The sequence below is a fragment of the Roseovarius sp. genome, from assembly GCF_027019125.1.
In the GTDB taxonomy this organism is placed as follows: Bacteria; Pseudomonadota; Alphaproteobacteria; order Rhodobacterales; family Rhodobacteraceae; genus Roseovarius.
Window position 1 is genome coordinate 108540 of the sequence record NZ_JALUXE010000030.1, and the last position, 14872, is coordinate 123411.

General features: G+C 65.8%; 12 protein-coding genes. 3 read left to right on the top strand and 9 right to left on the bottom strand.

What is annotated here, in order from left to right; all coding sequences use genetic code 11:
* The first annotated feature begins 5 nt into the window (after window positions 1–5).
* Together MVC20_RS12800 and recN are read left to right on the top strand one after the other, a co-directional pair.
* Window positions 6–854, top strand: a complete 849-nt coding sequence (locus MVC20_RS12800) for an outer membrane protein assembly factor BamD (protein ID WP_297541935.1) — start codon at window positions 6–8, stop codon at window positions 852–854.
* 42 nt (window positions 855–896) lie between these two features.
* Window positions 897–2546 (top strand): DNA repair protein RecN, encoded by a 1650-nt coding sequence (gene recN / locus MVC20_RS12805; protein ID WP_297541937.1) that lies wholly within the window; start codon window positions 897–899, stop codon window positions 2544–2546.
* A 70-nt stretch (window positions 2547–2616) separates the two neighbouring features.
* Here recN and MVC20_RS12810 read toward each other — a convergent pair whose 3' ends face one another.
* Entirely contained in the window at window positions 2617–3993 is a 1377-nt protein-coding gene (locus MVC20_RS12810; RefSeq protein ID WP_297541939.1) for an FAD-linked oxidase C-terminal domain-containing protein, read from the bottom strand.
* An 86-nt stretch (window positions 3994–4079) separates the two neighbouring features.
* Here MVC20_RS12810 and MVC20_RS12815 point away from each other — a divergent pair, with 86 nt between their 5' ends.
* Entirely contained in the window at window positions 4080–5768 is a 1689-nt protein-coding gene (locus MVC20_RS12815; protein WP_297541941.1) for a chloride channel protein, read from the top strand.
* 7 nt (window positions 5769–5775) lie between these two features.
* Here MVC20_RS12815 and MVC20_RS12820 read toward each other — a convergent pair whose 3' ends face one another.
* From MVC20_RS12820 to MVC20_RS12855, 8 genes are all read right to left on the bottom strand, one after another.
* A complete protein-coding gene (locus tag MVC20_RS12820; RefSeq protein ID WP_297541943.1) occupies window positions 5776–6117 on the bottom strand; it encodes a DUF427 domain-containing protein in 342 nt (113 codons plus the stop codon).
* Window positions 6118–6180: 63 nt separating this feature from the next.
* Window positions 6181–7983, bottom strand: a complete 1803-nt coding sequence (locus MVC20_RS12825; protein ID WP_297541945.1) for an aminopeptidase P family protein — start codon at window positions 7981–7983, stop codon at window positions 6181–6183.
* 104 nt (window positions 7984–8087) lie between these two features.
* On the bottom strand, window positions 8088–9965 hold the full coding sequence (cobT, locus tag MVC20_RS12830) for a cobaltochelatase subunit CobT (protein WP_297541948.1): 1878 nt from the start codon (window positions 9963–9965) through the stop codon (window positions 8088–8090).
* Between the two features lie 21 nt (window positions 9966–9986).
* On the bottom strand, window positions 9987–10973 hold the full coding sequence (cobS, locus tag MVC20_RS12835) for a cobaltochelatase subunit CobS (RefSeq protein ID WP_037268442.1): 987 nt from the start codon (window positions 10971–10973) through the stop codon (window positions 9987–9989).
* Between the two features lie 126 nt (window positions 10974–11099).
* Window positions 11100–11753: a Crp/Fnr family transcriptional regulator gene (locus MVC20_RS12840; RefSeq protein ID WP_297541951.1), complete on the bottom strand. Its 654-nt coding sequence runs from the start codon at window positions 11751–11753 to the stop codon at window positions 11100–11102.
* Window positions 11753–12625: a 3-hydroxyisobutyrate dehydrogenase gene (mmsB, locus tag MVC20_RS12845; protein WP_297541953.1), complete on the bottom strand. Its 873-nt coding sequence runs from the start codon at window positions 12623–12625 to the stop codon at window positions 11753–11755. The genes MVC20_RS12840 and mmsB overlap by 1 nt, the downstream gene beginning before the upstream one ends.
* Window positions 12622–13671, bottom strand: coding sequence for an enoyl-CoA hydratase/isomerase family protein (locus MVC20_RS12850; RefSeq protein WP_297541955.1), 1050 nt, complete (start codon window positions 13669–13671; stop codon window positions 12622–12624). Before MVC20_RS12850 ends, mmsB begins: the two co-directional genes overlap by 4 nt.
* Entirely contained in the window at window positions 13668–14810 is a 1143-nt protein-coding gene (locus MVC20_RS12855; RefSeq protein WP_297541957.1) for an acyl-CoA dehydrogenase family protein, read from the bottom strand. The genes MVC20_RS12850 and MVC20_RS12855 overlap by 4 nt, the downstream gene beginning before the upstream one ends.
* Between the last annotated feature and the right edge of the window lie 62 nt (window positions 14811–14872).

Consider the following 14872-nt stretch of genomic DNA (forward strand, 5'->3'; position numbering starts at 1 on the left):
CGCGCATGAGAATCGGCACGTCCCGGGTCCGGCTGTTGGGTGCCCTTGCTGTGGCCATGGTCATAGCGGGCTGTGGTGAGAAAGAAAGCGTCGAGCGCGGCACGGTCAATTACGAGAATTACACCGCCCAGCAGATTTTCGAGCGGGGCGAATACGATCTGGCGCAGCGCGATCCCGATCTGGCGGCGCAAAATTTTGCCGAGGTCGAGCGACTCTATCCCTATTCGGATCTCGCCAAGCGGGCGGTGATCATGCAGGCCTTTGCCCATCATCAGGACAAGGCCTATGAGGAAAGCCGCGCCGCGGCCCAGCGTTTCATCGATTTCTACCCGACCGATGAGGACGCGGCCTATGCGCAATACCTGCTGGCGCTGAGCTATTACGACCAGATCGACGAGGTCGGGCGCGACCAGGGGCTGACCTTTCAGGCGTTGCAAGCCCTGCGTGAGGTGATCGAGCGCTATCCTGACAGCGAATATGCCAATGCCGCGATCCTGAAATTCGATCTGGCCTTTGACCACCTGGCGTCGAAGGAAATGGAGATCGGGCGCTATTACCTCAAGCGCGAAAATTTCGCGGCGGCGGCCAACCGCTTCCGTGTGGTGGTCGAGGATTTCCAGACCACGACCCATACCGCCGAGGCGTTGCACCGGCTGGTGGAATCCTATCTGTCGCTGGGTCTGGTGAACGAGGCGCGCACCGCCGGGGCCATTCTGGGCCACAATTTCCAGGGCACCGATTGGTATGAGGACAGCTACAAGCTCTTGACCGGGCAGGGTTATACGCTGGAAGCAGCGGGCGACGGCTGGTTGCAGCAGATCTATCGGCAGACCGTTCAGGGTCGCTGGCTCTAGAAGGGGGCGGGCGGGGATACCCCTGCCCGACGGGATGGCCTGATGCTGCGCGCGCTTGAAATTCGCGACATGCTGATCATCGACCGGCTGGACCTTGTGTTCCAGCCGGGCCTAAACGTATTGACCGGCGAGACCGGCGCGGGCAAGTCGATCCTGCTGGACAGTCTGGGGTTCGTTCTGGGCTGGCGCGGGCGGGCGGAATTGGTGCGCCGGGGTGCCGATCAGGGCGAGGTGGTGGCCGAGTTCGACCTGTCCCCGGATCATCCGGCGCGCGCGGTCCTGCGCGAGGCGGGATTGCCCGAAGAGGAGGGTCTGATCCTGCGCCGGGTCAACAGCGCCGATGGGCGCAAGACGGCCTGGGTCAATGACCGGCGGGTGTCGGGCGAGGTGCTGCGGCAATTGTCGGATGTTCTGGTCGAATTGCACGGGCAGCAGGATGATCGCGGCCTGCTCGATCCCAAGGCGCATCGCGATTTGCTGGATGCGTTTGGCGACTTGGGCGCGTTGCGGGACGGGGTGCGCGCCGCGTGGCGTGATCTGGCTGCGCGGCGCAAGGCGAAGGATGCGGCAGAGGCGGCGCAGGCGGCCTTGCGCGCGGAAGAGGAGTTTCTGCGCCATGCGGTGGCGGAACTCGATGCGCTGAACCCGGAACCCGGCGAAGAGGTGGCTCTGGACGCGCGCCGCCGCATGATGCAGGGGGCGGAGCGGATCCGCGAGGATATTGCCAAGGCCGCCGAGGCGTTGGGCCTCAACGGGGCCGAAGGGGCGGCGGGCGATGCGCTGCGCTGGCTGGAAGGCGCGGCGGAGCGGGCCGAGGGCCAATTGGATCAGGCCATCGCGGCGATTGGCCGGGCGCTGGTGGAACTCGATGAGGCGGGGCGCGGCGTGCTGCAGTGCCTTGAGGCGCTCGAGTTCAACCCGATGGAGCTGGAAGCGGTGGAAGAGCGGCTCTTTGCGATCCGGGGGCTGGCGCGCAAACATGGGGTCTTGCCCGATGATCTGGCGGGGTTTGCCGAGGGGCTGCGCGGGCAGTTGGCGGCGCTCGACCGAAGCGACGCGGATATGCGCGCGCTGACGGCGGCGGTGACAGAGGCCGAGGCCGAGTATGCCACCAAGGCCGACGCGTTGAGTGCGGCGCGGACCGAGGCCGCGGCGCGGCTCGATCAGGCGGTGATGGCGGAACTCGCCCCGCTCAAGATGGAGCGGGCGGTGTTCACGACCCAGATCGGGCGGGCCGAGCCGGGCGCCTCGGGGCAGGATGACGTTGTGTTTCAGGTGGCGACCAATCCCGGCGCACCGGCGGGGCCGCTGGCCAAGATCGCCTCGGGCGGGGAATTGAGCCGGTTTCTGCTGGCGCTCAAGGTGTGCCTCACGGGCACCGATAGTGGCGTGACGATGATCTTTGACGAGATCGACCGCGGCGTGGGCGGGGCCACGGCGGATGCGGTGGGCCGCAGGCTGGCGCAATTGGCGGCAGGCGGTCAGGTGCTGGTGGTCACACATTCCCCGCAGGTGGCCGCGCGCGGTGCGCATCACTGGCGGGTGGAAAAGCGGGTCGAGGGGGAGGAAACGCTCTCGACCGTGCGGCCGATGACGGGCGCGGACCGGGTGGACGAGATCGCGCGGATGCTCTCGGGCGAGCGGGTCACGCCAGAGGCCCGCGCCGCGGCCGAGGCCTTGATGGAGGGGTGAGATGGGGCGCTGCCCCCGTCGGCCTGTGGCCGACTCCCCCGAGGTATTTTGGGCCAGATGAAGCGCGGCGTCAGTTTCTCGGCGGGACCAGTTTGCCGGGGTTGAGGATGTTGAGCGGGTCGAAGGCCTGTTTGATCGTGCCCATGAGCGTCCAGCCTTCCCCGTGTTCGCGTGCCATGTAATCGAGTTTGCCCACGCCGATGCCATGCTCGCCCGTGGCGGTGCCGCCAAGGGCCAGGGCGCGTGTGACCATGCGGTCGGAGGCGGCCTTGGCGGCGGCGAGTTCGGCGGGGTTGTCGGGGTCGATGAGCAGGATCGCGTGGAAATTGCCATCGCCGACGTGACCCAGGATCGGCCCCATCACGCCGGATTGGGCGAGATCGCCGCGGGTCTCTTCGATCGCTTCGGCCAGACGCGAGATCGGCACGCAGATGTCTGTGACGATGGCGCGCGCGCCGGGGCGGGAGGCGAGGATGGCGTAATAGGCCTTGTGGCGCATGCTCCAGAGGGCGTTGCGCGCCTCGGTCTGAGTGGCCCAGTCGAAATCCGATCCATTATGCTCGCGCGCCAAGGCACCAAAGCTTTCGGCCTGTTCGGCGGTGCTGGCGGGGGTGCCGTGAAATTCCAGCAGGAGATGGGGTTTCTCGGGCAGGGACATGCCGGAATGGGCGTTGACCGCGCGCACGCTTTCGGTGTCCATCAGCTCGATCCGCGCCATGGGGATGCCGCATTGGATGGTGTCGATCACGGTGGCCACCGCATCGGCCACGCTGTCGAAGGCGCAGACGGCAGCGGAAATCGCCTCGGGCTGGCCCGAGAGGCGCAGGGTGAGTTCGGTGATAAGACCGAGCGTACCCTCAGCCCCGACAAAGAGCCCGGTGAGATCATAGCCCGACGAGGATTTGCGTGCGCCGGTGCCGGTGCGGATCACCGCGCCTGTGGCGGTCACGACTTCGAGCGCCAGGACATTGTCGCGCATGGTGCCGTAGCGCACGGCGGTGGTGCCGCTGGCGCGGGTCGAGGCCATGCCCCCGAGCGAGGCATTGGCCCCGGGATCGACCGGAAAAAAGAGGCCGGAGGCGCGCAGCGCGGTGTTGAGCGCCTCGCGCGTCACCCCCGGTTGCACCCGCGCGGTCATGTCTGCCTCGGCCACATCGAGCACGGCATTCATGCGCGAGAAATCGACCACGACGCCGCCGCGAAACGCCTGCGCCTGCCCCTCGAGCGAGGTGCCGGTGCCCCAGGCCACCACCGGCACGCGGTGGCGGGCGCAGATGGTGACGATCTCGGCCACCTCGGCCGTGCTCTCGGGATAGGCCACGGCATCGGGCGGGCTGGCCGGAAAATGCGATTCACTCTGACCATGCAGGTCGAGATCGGACTTGGACAGGGTGATCCGTTGTCCTAGAGAGGATTGGAGGTCGGCGATGGCGCGGGCGATGTCCATGGGGCGGCTTTCTGAATGGGGCGTCGGGCGCAACCTAATGCATGTCGCCGGAAGGGAAAAGCGCGCGCGCGGCGGGAAGGGGAGAGATGCAGGCCGAAGAGCCATCCTTTTGGAGCCAGTTGCGCCGGGGCATGGGCGAGAGCCTGCGCGAGGGTTGGCGCGTGCTGCGCAAGCGGGGCCCAAGCCAGTTTCAATTCTGGCTGATTGCCCTTGCCATCGGCATTGCCGCAGGCTTTGCGGCGCTGCTCTTTCGCAAGGGGATCATCGCTTTGCAGGGGTTGGTGTACGGCACCGAGGATGTCGCGCGGCTGCATAGCTATGCGGAGCATCTGCCGTGGTACTGGGTTCTGGCGCTGCCCATCATGGGCGGGCTGGTGGTGGGGCTGATCCTGCACCGCTTTACCCCTGATGGGCGGGTGCGTTCGGTCGCGGATGTGATCGAGGGGGCCGCGCTCTATGAGGGGCGTGTGGAGCGGCGCGAGGGTCTGGCCTCGGCAGCGGCGTCGCTGATCACGCTGGGCATGGGCGGCTCTTCGGGTCGTGAGGGGCCGGTGGTGCATCTGGCCGGGGTGATTTCCTCTTGGGTGAGCGAGCGCATCCATGCCGATGGGGTCACGGGCCGCGACCTTTTGGGCTGTGCGGTGGCGGCGGCGGTCTCGGCCTCGTTCAATGCGCCCATTGCCGGGGCGCTCTTCGCGCTGGAAGTGGTGCTGCGGCATTTCGCGGTCCATGCCTTTGCGCCGATTGCCATCGCCAGCGTGGCGGGCACGGTGATCAACCGGCTGGAATTCGGCGGCCTGACCGAATTTACCCTGCCGCAGGCGAGCGCGCTGGAATTCTACGCCGAATTGCCCGCCTTTCTGATCCTTGGCCTGCTGTGCGGGGTCGTGGCGGCCTCGCTGATGCGGGCGATCTTTCTGGCCGAGGATGTGGCGGGGCATGTGCAGGCGCGGCTGGGCCTGCCGCGCTGGTTGCGGCCCATGGGGGCGGGGGCGCTGCTGGGCCTCATGGCGATCTGGTTTCCGCATATCATCGGCGTGGGATACGAGACCACTTCGGCGGCGCTTACGGGCAAGCTCTTGTGGCATGAGGCGGCGGTCTTTGCCGTGCTCAAGGTGGTGGCCGTGGCGATCACCATTGGCGGGCGGATGGGGGGCGGGGTGTTTTCGCCCTCGCTGATGGTCGGTGCCTTGACCGGGCTGGCCTTTGGCCATGTGGCGACGGCGCTCTTGCCCGAGGTGTCGGGGGCGCACACGCTTTATGCGCTGGCGGGTATGGGCGCGGTGGCGGCGGCGGTGCTGGGCGCGCCGATTTCGACCACGATGATCGTGTTCGAGTTGACCGGAGACTGGCAGACGGGGCTGGCGGTGATGGTGGCGGTCTCGACCTCGACGGCACTGGGAACACGGCTGGTGCGGCGGTCGTTCTTTCTGGCGCAGCTCATGCGGCGGGGTATTCGCCTTGCGGCCGGACCGCAGGATTATCTCTTGGGCATGTTCCGCGTGGCCAAGGTGATGCGTGCGCCGGATGATCCGCGCGCGGCGGATGCGGACCAGTGCTGGTCCTTGATCGAACAGGGCGTCTATCTTGATGTCACCGCCACGCTGGAACAGGCGATGCCGATGTTCGAGCGGGCGAACGTGCCCTTTGTGCCGGTGGTCACGCTGTCGGGGGGGGATCAGCCGCCCGAATTGTCGGGCGCGCTGTTTCATGTCGATGCGCTCAAGGCCTATAACCGCGCCTTGGCGGCGGTGTCAGAGGAAGAGCACAGCTAAGCCCGGGTCACACCCGTTCGATGGTCACGGACTCTGTCGCGTAAAAGGCGATGTGATCCTTGATCTCGGCCACCTCGGGCTTGGGGGCCTCATAGCTCCAGGCGGCGTTCTGGAGTGTCTGGCTCTTGGTGATGATCGAGAAATAGCGCGCGTCGCCCTTGTAGGGGCAATGGCTTGTCTGCGGGCTTTCCTCGAGAAAGGCCATGGCGATGTCGGCGCGCGGAAAATAGATCACGAAGGGATAATCGCCTTCGGTCAATTCCAGCGCATTGCGGCTCTCGGCCAGAACGGCGCCGCCGGCGCGGACCGTCCAGGTGCCCTCGGCCTTGCGAATCGTGATACGTGCCATTGTCCATCCCCTTTTTCTTTTGATCTTGATTTTGGTCTGACGCAGGAACCTAACAGGAATATGTCAGCTTGTCTGCGTTACTTTGTCCAACCATAGCCGGGCCGAAGGGGAAAGCAGAGGGCCAATCTTGTCGCGGCAGGCGGTATGATAGCTGTCGAGCCAGTCACGTTCGGGTTTCGTGAGCAGGGACACGTCGATGAGGCGGGTATCTATCGGGGTATAGGTCAGGGTTTCGAACCCAAACTGGGTTGCCCCATCCCCACCCGGAGCCGGGTCGAGCGCCGTCACCACGATGAGATTCTCGATTCGGATGCCAAACGCGCCCTCGCGGTAATAGCCGGGTTCGTTCGAGAGAATCATGCCTGCTTCCAGCGGGGTATCCGAGAGCCGCGAGAGGCGTTGCGGGCCTTCGTGGACGCAGAGATACACACCGACCCCGTGGCCCGTTCCATGGGCGTAATCCTGATCCGCGAGCCACAGCGGCATGCGCGCGATGGCGTCAAGGTCGCGCCCCGCCAGCCCCTTGGGGAAGCGCAGGCGCGAGATGGCGATCATGCCCTGCAACACACGGGTGAAGGCCGCGCGCTCGGCGGCGCCGGGGGTGCCTATGGGCAGGGTGCGGGTGATGTCCGTGGTCCCGTCGAGATATTGCCCGCCGCTGTCGAGCACGAGCAACTCGCCCTCGAGCAGGCGGCGGTTGCTGGCCTCGGTCACGCGGTAATGCGGCAGTGCGCCGTTGGGGCCCGAGCCGGCGATGGTGTCAAAGCTGATGTCGAGAAGTTTGCCAGTGGCGGCGCGGGCCTGCTCAAGCTGGCGCACCACGTCGATTTCGGTGAGCGTGCCGGGGGATTGCGCGTCGAACCACGCCAGAAACTCGCACATCGCGGCCCCGTCGCGCAGATGCGCGCCGCGGGTGGCGGAAATTTCGGCTGGCGTCTTGCGCGCCTTGGGCAGGAGGCAGGGATCAGCGCCCCAGACATGGGGGATATTGGCGGCGTCGAGCACCTGCACCACGCGCAGGGGCACGGAGGCGCGATCAAGGCGCACCGGACCGGGGAGGGCGGCAAGGGCTGTCTCGAACGCGTCGGGGGGGCTGAGGCAGACCTCTGGCCCCAGATGGGCGCGGGCGGCGGCATCCAGCTTGGCGGGGTCGGTGAAGAGGGCGGCGCGCCCGTCATCGTGCAGGATGGCAAAGCCCTGCGCCACCGGGTTGCGGGGGATGTCGCGGCCCCGGATATTGAAGAGCCACGCGATCGAGTCGGTGAGGGTGAGGACCGCCGATGTCTGGCCAGCCTTGCGCAGGGTATCGGCCAAGGCTGCGCGTTTTTCAGAAGAATTGGCCCCGGCGAGCGTGTCGGGCCAAGGGGTGATCGCCCCTTGCGGGGGCGCGGGGCGATCGGACCAGATGGCGTCGATCAGATTGGCATGGGGTTCAAGGCGGATCGCGGTGCCGCCGAGCGCCTCGGTCAGCGCGTCGATCTGTTCAGGCGTGTAGAGCCAGGGATCAAACCCCACGGTGCCGCCCTCGGGCAGATGCTCGCGCAGCCACGGGCCAAGGCGGGTGTCGGGCCAGTTGACGGGGGTGAAATGCGAGGTGGCAACCTGGGCGCGGACCTGCACGCGGTAGCGCCCGTCAATGAACACGCCCGCCACATCCGGCAGCACCGCGCAGAACCCGGCAGAACCGGTAAAGCCCGTGAGCCACGCCAGACGGTCATCGCAGGGGGCCACGTATTCGCCCTGGTGGGCATCGGCGCGGGGCACGAGCCAGCCCGCAAGCCCGGCCTCGGCCATGGCGCGGCGCAGACGCTCCAGCCGGGGCGGACCCTGATCGGGACGGGCGGATTCGGTGAAGGATTGAAACATGCGGTCTCCTGCGGGGCGGTCGGGGTCTGGGGGCGCTGCCCCCGTCCCGGATTTCATCCGGGCCTCCCCCGAGGTATTTGGGGCCAGATGAAACCGGGGCCGGATCAGCCCGCGCGGCGGATGCCCATGACGCGGGCGCGGGCGCGCGGGTCACTGTCGAAAAGCGCGGCAAGCTGCTCGGTCATGGCGCCGGCCAGTTGGTCGGCATCGGTGATGGTCACGGCGCGCTGGTAATAGCGGGTCACGTCATGGCCGATGCCGATGGCCAGCAGTTCCACCTGTTTGCGGCGCTCGACCATGGCGATCACGTCGCGCAGGTGTTTTTCGAGGTAATTGGCAGGGTTGACCGAGAGCGTCGAGTCATCGACCGGCGCGCCGTCGGAGATCACCATCAGGATCTTGCGCGCTTCCTTGCGCTGGACCATGCGGCGATGCGCCCATTCGAGCGCCTCGCCGTCGATGTTTTCCTTCAAGAGCCCCTCTTTCATCATCAGCCCGAGATTGTCGCGGGTGCGGCGCATGGGGGCATCGGCGGATTTATAGACGATGTGGCGCAGATCGTTGAGGCGGCCGGGAAGTTGCGGGCGGCCCTCGGCCAGCCATTTCTCGCGGCTCTGCCCGCCTTTCCACGCGCGGGTGGTGAAGCCGAGGATTTCCACCTTGACCGAGCAGCGTTCCAGCGTGCGCGCCAGAACATCGGCGCAGATGGCGGCGATGGAAATGGGGCGACCGCGCATCGAGCCGGAATTATCCAGAAGCAGCGTCACCATCGTGTCGCGGAATTCGGTATCCTTTTCCACCTTGAAGCTGAGCGGCGTGGTCGGGTTGGCCACTACGCGCGCAAGACGGCCTGCGTCCAAGATGCCCTCTTCGCGGTCGAATTCCCAGGAGCGGCTTTGCTGCGCCTGAAGGCGGCGTTGCAACTTGTTGGCAAGGCGGCTGACCGCGCCCTTGAGCGGTTCCAACTGTTGATCGAGATAGGCGCGCAGGCGTTCGAGTTCGACCGGGTCGGCCAGGTCCTCGGCGCGGATTTCCTCGTCAAAGGCGGTGTTGTAGACGGTGTAATGGGGGTCGGCATCCGAAATGGGCGCAGGGGCGGGCGGCTCGAGCGGGGCTTCGCCCTCGGGCAGCTCGGTTTCGTCCTGCATCTCGTCGTCGGCCATCTCCTCCATGCTGACTTGCGCCTGGGCCGCGTCCTGCTGTTCGTCCTGGGAGCGCTCGGGGTCGGCTTCGGCCTCGGTTTCCTGGCTGTCGTCCTGACCGGTGCTGTCGGGTTCTTCCTGCTCTTCGCCTGTTTCTTCGGCCTCGTCCTGCTGGTCGTCGTCGAGGCTGTCGGGGTCATCGCCCAACTGGTCGCCATAGCCCAGATCCTCGATGATGCGGCGGGCGAATTTGGCGAACGCCGCCTGATCGGCGAGGGTAACCTGTAGCGCGCCCAGGGTTCCGCCGGCCTGTTCCTCTATGAAGCCGCGCCAGAGGTTCATGACGTTTTGCGCGCCTGCGGGCATGTCGCGGCCCGTGGCGAGGTGGCGGATGAGATAGCCTGCCGCGGCGGGCAGGGGCGCGTCGGCGGTCGAGGTGATCCGCTCGAACCCAAGACGATTGGCGTCCTGTGCAATCTTGGCGTCGATATTGGTGGCGGTGCCGGGCATGTCACGGGCGCCCACCGCCTCGCACCGGGCGGTTTCCATCGCCTCGTAGAGGTCGCGCGCCATGTCGCCCGGGGGGGCATAGCGCGCATGGGTGGCGGCATCGTGGAATTTATGCCGCAGAGCGAGGGCATCGGCGGTGCCGCGTGCCAAGAGCACCTCTTCGCGGCTCATGCGGCGCGAGACCTGCGGCAGGCGCATCGCCTCGCCCGAGAGGCCGCTGGGGTCCACCGAATAGCTGATCGTCAGTTCGGAATCGTCCGCCATCACCTTGGTGGCGTTGGCGAGCGCCTTCTTGAACGGATCGGCGGGATTGTCGGTGGGTTTGTTCATCGGGCTGTCCCAGGGGCGCGCTCAGCGCACTTTCACATTCGCGGCACTCTCGGGCAGTTCCTCGTCAAAGCAGCGCTGGTAGAATTCGGCCACGGTCTGACGCTCCAACTCGTCGCATTTGTTGAGGAAGGTCAGGCGGAAGGCATAGCCCACATTGCGGAAGATATTGGCATTCTGTGCCCATGCGATGACGGTGCGTGGGCTCATCACGGTCGAAAGCTCGCCATTCATGAAGGCGGTGCGGCTGAGATCGGCGACCGTCACCATGCGGCTGATGGTCTTGCGCCCGTCAGCGGTGTTGTAGAGCGGGTTCTTGGCCAGCACGATGGCGGTTTCTGCATCATGGCTGAGATAGTTGAGTGTGGCGACGAGCGACCAGCGGTCCATCTGGCCCTGGTTGATCTGCTGTGTGCCGTGATAAAGCCCGGTGGTGTCGCCCAGACCCACGGTGTTGGCCGTGGCGAAGAGACGGAAATAGGGGTTGGGCGAAATCACCTCGTTCTGGTCAAGCAGCGTGAGTTTGCCGTCGGCCTCCAGCACGCGCTGGATCACGAACATCACGTCGGCGCGGCCCGCGTCGTATTCGTCGAACACGATGGCGGTCGGGTTGCGCAGCGCCCAGGGCAGGATGCCTTCGTGGAATTCCGTCACCTGCACGCCGTCGCGCAGCTTGATCGCGTCCTTGCCGATGAGGTCGATCCGGCTGATGTGGCTGTCGAGGTTGACGCGCACGCAGGGCCAGTTGAGGCGGGCGGCGACCTGTTCGATATGGGTCGATTTGCCGGTGCCGTGATACCCTTGGATCATCACGCGGCGGTTGTGTGAAAATCCGGCGAGGATTGCGAGCGTGGTGTCGGGATCGAATTTATAGGTCGAGTCCAAGTCCGGCACGCGCTCGGTTCGGGTCGCGAAACCCTTGACGATCATGTCGGTGTCGATGCCGAATGTCTCGCGGACCGAGATTTCCTCGGTCGGTTTCGCGTTGATGTCCATCATTCCGTCAGCCATTACGCCGGTCCTTCAATCGGGTCGTTTCTCAGGTCTCGTCGTGCAACATATCGCAGCAGAGGGCAAGGGGAAGGGGCAAGATTGCGCTGGCCTTATGGCGGGGGCGCGTTTGGCCTGATCCTGCGGTCAGTCGGTGCTTTGGGCGATGTCGGCGAGGGTTTCGGCGTCGAGAATTCGCACCAAGCCGCGCTCAACGGTCACGATGCCCCGCCGCGCCAGCGCATCGAGGCGCCGCGAGACCACTTCGCGGGCAGACCCGATCATCACGGCGATTTCGGCATGGGTGGCATGGAGCGTGTCACCCACAGCCCGGTCGAGCAGGCATTGCGCGAGGCGGGTCTCGATGCGCTGAAAGGCCACGCGGTCGAGCAGGTGCATCATGGATTGCAGGCGTTGCGCGAAGGCCGCGAATACGAAATGCCGGAATGCGTCGGAGAGATCCATGAGCCGCAGGAACATATCGCGCGGCACCAGCACCAGCTCGCACGGCGTGCGCGTGATCGCCTCGCCCGAGTAATCGTCGCCGCCCATGAGGCCCAGGGTGGATTGCACGCAGCTCTGCCCCGGCTCGACCGCATAGAGCAGGAGTTCGCGCCCCGAAGCGCCGGTGAGATAGACATCGACCCGGCCCGAGAGCATGACCACGAAACCCTTGACCGTATCGCCGGGGTGAAAGAGCACGGTGCCCGCAGGCGCGGCCATCGGCGTCAGTCGGTCGAGCAGGGCGCGCGCCTCGGGCTCGAGCGGCGGCAGGCCGGGGGCGCGCGCCACCCATGCCATCAGCCGCGCCCGCGTTTCTCGAACCGGGGCAGCATCGCCGAGAAATCGCGGCCTGCGCCATCCTCGGCTTCGACGAATTGCGCGTAGAGGTCGCAGGCGGCGCGGCCCATCGGTGTGTCGGCATCCGCCGCCTCGGCCGCCTGTTGCGACAGGCGCAGGTCCTTGAGCATGAGGTCGGCGGCAAAGCCCGGTTTGTAATCATTGTCTGCGGGGGATTTGGGGCCCACGCCGGGCGCCGGGCAATAGGCGTTCATCGACCAGCTATAGCCCGAAGAGGTCGAGACCACATCGAACATCGCCTGCCGATCAAGACCCAGCTTGTCGGCCAGGGCAAAGGCCTCGCAGGTGGCGATCATGGTGACGCCGAGGATCATGTTATTGCAGATCTTGGCCGCTTGGCCATTGCCGGAGGGGCCGCAATGCACCGCCTTTTGTCCCATGATGTCAAAGAGTTCACGGGCGACGTTAAAGCCTGCCTCATCGCCGCCGACCATGAAGGTGAGCGTGCCCGCGGTGGCCCCGCCGACGCCGCCCGACACAGGCGCATCAAGGGCCGATAGACCCGCCGCCTGCGCCTCTGCCGCCACATCGCGGGCGCTGGCGACATCGACGGTGGAGCAGTCGAGCAGCACGGCACCGGGGGTCATGGCCGGGATCACCTCGGCGGCGACGCGACGCAGGATCGCACCGTTGGGCAGCATGGTGATGACAACGGCGGCATCGCGCGCGGCCTCTGCTGCGCTGGTGGCCATGGCCACGCCGTCGATCTTGACCTCTGCCATGTCAAAGCCGGTGACGTCATGGCCCGCGCGGGCCAGATTGGCCGCCATCGGCGCGCCCATGTTGCCCAGCCCGATAAACCCGATCTTCATGTTCCTGTCTCCTCCAGCGTCAGGGCGTCTTTGCCCAAGGGTTGCAGCATCTGCGCGACGGCTATGCCCGGCAGGCTGTCAAGCCCATGTTTCCAGTTCGGTTTTCTGTCCTTGTCGATGATCGCGGCGCGGATGCCTTCGAGGAAATCGCCCTGTTCCATCGCACGATAGGTGAAACGATATTCAAGGCCAAGGGCGCGCGTAATATCGGCCGAGGGGCCGCGCAGGCGGTGGATCATCTCGATGGCGCAGGCCATCGAGAGGGGCGAATTGCGACTGAGGAGTTTCAATGTGTCGCGGGCGAAATCGCTGTCCTCGGCGCGCAGGGCGTTGAGGATGTCGTGCAGGGTCTCGCCACCGAAATGGCGGTCGATCCGGGGGCTGAGGGCGCGCAAGGCACCGGGGGGCGGTGTCTCGGCGTAGGCGGTGATCACGGCCGGATCGCCGGTCTCCACCAGGGCAGCGGTGAGGGTGGGCCACTTGAGCTCTGGCACGTAAGTATCTGCGAAACCGGCATGAATGGCATCATCCGGCCCCATGCGGCTGCCGGTGGTGCCGAGGTATTCGCCCAAGCGTCCGGGGGCGCGCGCAAGGATCAGGGAACCGCCCACATCGGGCACAAGGCCGATGCCGCATTCGGGCATGGCGATTTGCGTGCTCTCGCAGGTGACGCGGTGCGACCCGTGACAGGAAATGCCCACGCCGCCACCCATGACAAAGCCCTGCATCAGCGCGACATAGGGTTTGGGATAATGCGCGATCTTGGCATTGAGCCGGTATTCATCGGCCCAGAAGCGGCGGCCAAAGCCGTAGTCGCCCGCGCGCCCGGTGTCGTAAAGCTGCTGGATGTCGCCGCCGGCGCAAAAGGCCTTGTCGCCTGTCGCGTCGATCAGGATGAGGGCCACGTCCTCCTGGTCGCGCCAGTCATCCAGCGCCGCCTCGATGGCGGTGGCCATGTCATAGCTCAGCGCATTCAGCGCCTTGGGGCGGGTGAGGGTGATGCGCCCGGCGCGCCCCTCTTTGCGGATGTGGATATCGGCGCTCATTGGCCCGCCAGCATCTGCCGCGCCACGATCAGGCGCATGATCTCGTTGGTGCCTTCGAGGATTTCATGCACGCGCAGGTCGCGGACCAGTTTCTCGATCCCGTAATCGGCCAGATAGCCGTAGCCGCCATGCAGTTGCAGGCATTGATTGACCACGCGGCTGCCGGTTTCGGTCACGAATTTCTTGGCCATGGCGCAGAATTTGGTGGCATCGGGCGCGTCATTGTCGAGCTTCCACGCCGCCTGGCGCAGAAGGGTGCGGGCGGCCTGAAGCTCGATCTCCATATCGGCGAGGCGGAATTGCAGCGCCTGAAAGTCGTTGATGGGCCGGCCAAAGGCGCGACGCTCGGCCATATAGGCCAGTGTCTGGTTGAGACCCTGCTGCGCCGCGCCAAGCGAACAGGCGGCAATGTTTAGGCGCCCGCCGTCAAGGCCATTCATCGCATAAGTGAAACCTTTGCCTTCCTCACCCACCAGATTCTCGGCAGAAATGTTGCAATTGTCAAATTGCACCTGTCGGGTCGGTTGGCTGCGCCAGCCCATCTTATCCTCGAGCCCACCATAGCTGAGGCCCTCTGTGCCCGCTTCGACATAGACGGTCGAGATGCCCTTGGGGCCGTCAGCGCCGGTGCGGACCATGACGACATAGGCATCGGAATAGCCGCCGCCCGAGATGAAAGCCTTGGTCCCGTTGAGGGTATAGCCCTCGTTGGTGCGCTCGGCGCGGGTCTTGAGGGCGGCGGCGTCAGAGCCCGAGCCGGGCTCGGTCAGGCAATAGGACAGGACCGTTTCCATGGTCAGGGCGCGGGGCAGAACGCGCGCCTTCATCTCTGCGCTGCCGAACTTGTCGATCATCTTGGCGCACATGTTGTGGATCGACAGGAACGCCGCAACCGAGGGGCAGGCCATCGAGAGCGCCTCGAACACCAGCGTGGCATCAAGGCGCGTAAGGCCAGAGCCGCCCGCCTCCTCGCTCACATAAAGCCCGCCAAAGCCAAGGGCCGCGATTTCCGGCCAAAGTTCCTTGGGGATGGTGCCGGCCCGCTCCCAATCGCGGGCATGAGGCGCGATACGGTCCTGTCCAAAGGCATGGGCCATGTCGAAAATGGCGGTCTGTTCCTCGGTAAGGGCGAAATCCATCGGCGGCTCCTCTACGCTGAAATGAACGGCTGTTTAATTAACAACTGTTTCACAACTATTGC

Excerpts from the sequence above, each read along its gene's own strand:
- MVC20_RS12850 (WP_297541955.1), bottom strand. The coding sequence starts at position 13,671 with ATGAGCGCCGATATCCACATCCGCAAAGAGGGGCGCGCCGGGCGCATC.
- MVC20_RS12800 (WP_297541935.1), top strand. The coding sequence starts at position 6 with ATGAGAATCGGCACGTCCCGGGTCCGGCTGTTGGGTGCCCTTGCTGTG.
- cobT (WP_297541948.1), bottom strand. The coding sequence starts at position 9,965 with ATGAACAAACCCACCGACAATCCCGCCGATCCGTTCAAGAAGGCGCTC.
- MVC20_RS12855 (WP_297541957.1), bottom strand. The coding sequence starts at position 14,810 with ATGGATTTCGCCCTTACCGAGGAACAGACCGCCATTTTCGACATGGCC.
- MVC20_RS12810 (WP_297541939.1), bottom strand. The coding sequence starts at position 3,993 with ATGGACATCGCCCGCGCCATCGCCGACCTCCAATCCTCTCTAGGACAA.
- MVC20_RS12815 (WP_297541941.1), top strand. The coding sequence starts at position 4,080 with ATGCAGGCCGAAGAGCCATCCTTTTGGAGCCAGTTGCGCCGGGGCATG.
- cobS (WP_037268442.1), bottom strand. The coding sequence starts at position 10,973 with ATGGCTGACGGAATGATGGACATCAACGCGAAACCGACCGAGGAAATC.
- MVC20_RS12825 (WP_297541945.1), bottom strand. The coding sequence starts at position 7,983 with ATGTTTCAATCCTTCACCGAATCCGCCCGTCCCGATCAGGGTCCGCCC.
- mmsB (WP_297541953.1), bottom strand. The coding sequence starts at position 12,625 with ATGAAGATCGGGTTTATCGGGCTGGGCAACATGGGCGCGCCGATGGCG.
- MVC20_RS12820 (WP_297541943.1), bottom strand. The coding sequence starts at position 6,117 with ATGGCACGTATCACGATTCGCAAGGCCGAGGGCACCTGGACGGTCCGC.
- recN (WP_297541937.1), top strand. The coding sequence starts at position 897 with ATGCTGCGCGCGCTTGAAATTCGCGACATGCTGATCATCGACCGGCTG.
- MVC20_RS12840 (WP_297541951.1), bottom strand. The coding sequence starts at position 11,753 with ATGGCATGGGTGGCGCGCGCCCCCGGCCTGCCGCCGCTCGAGCCCGAG.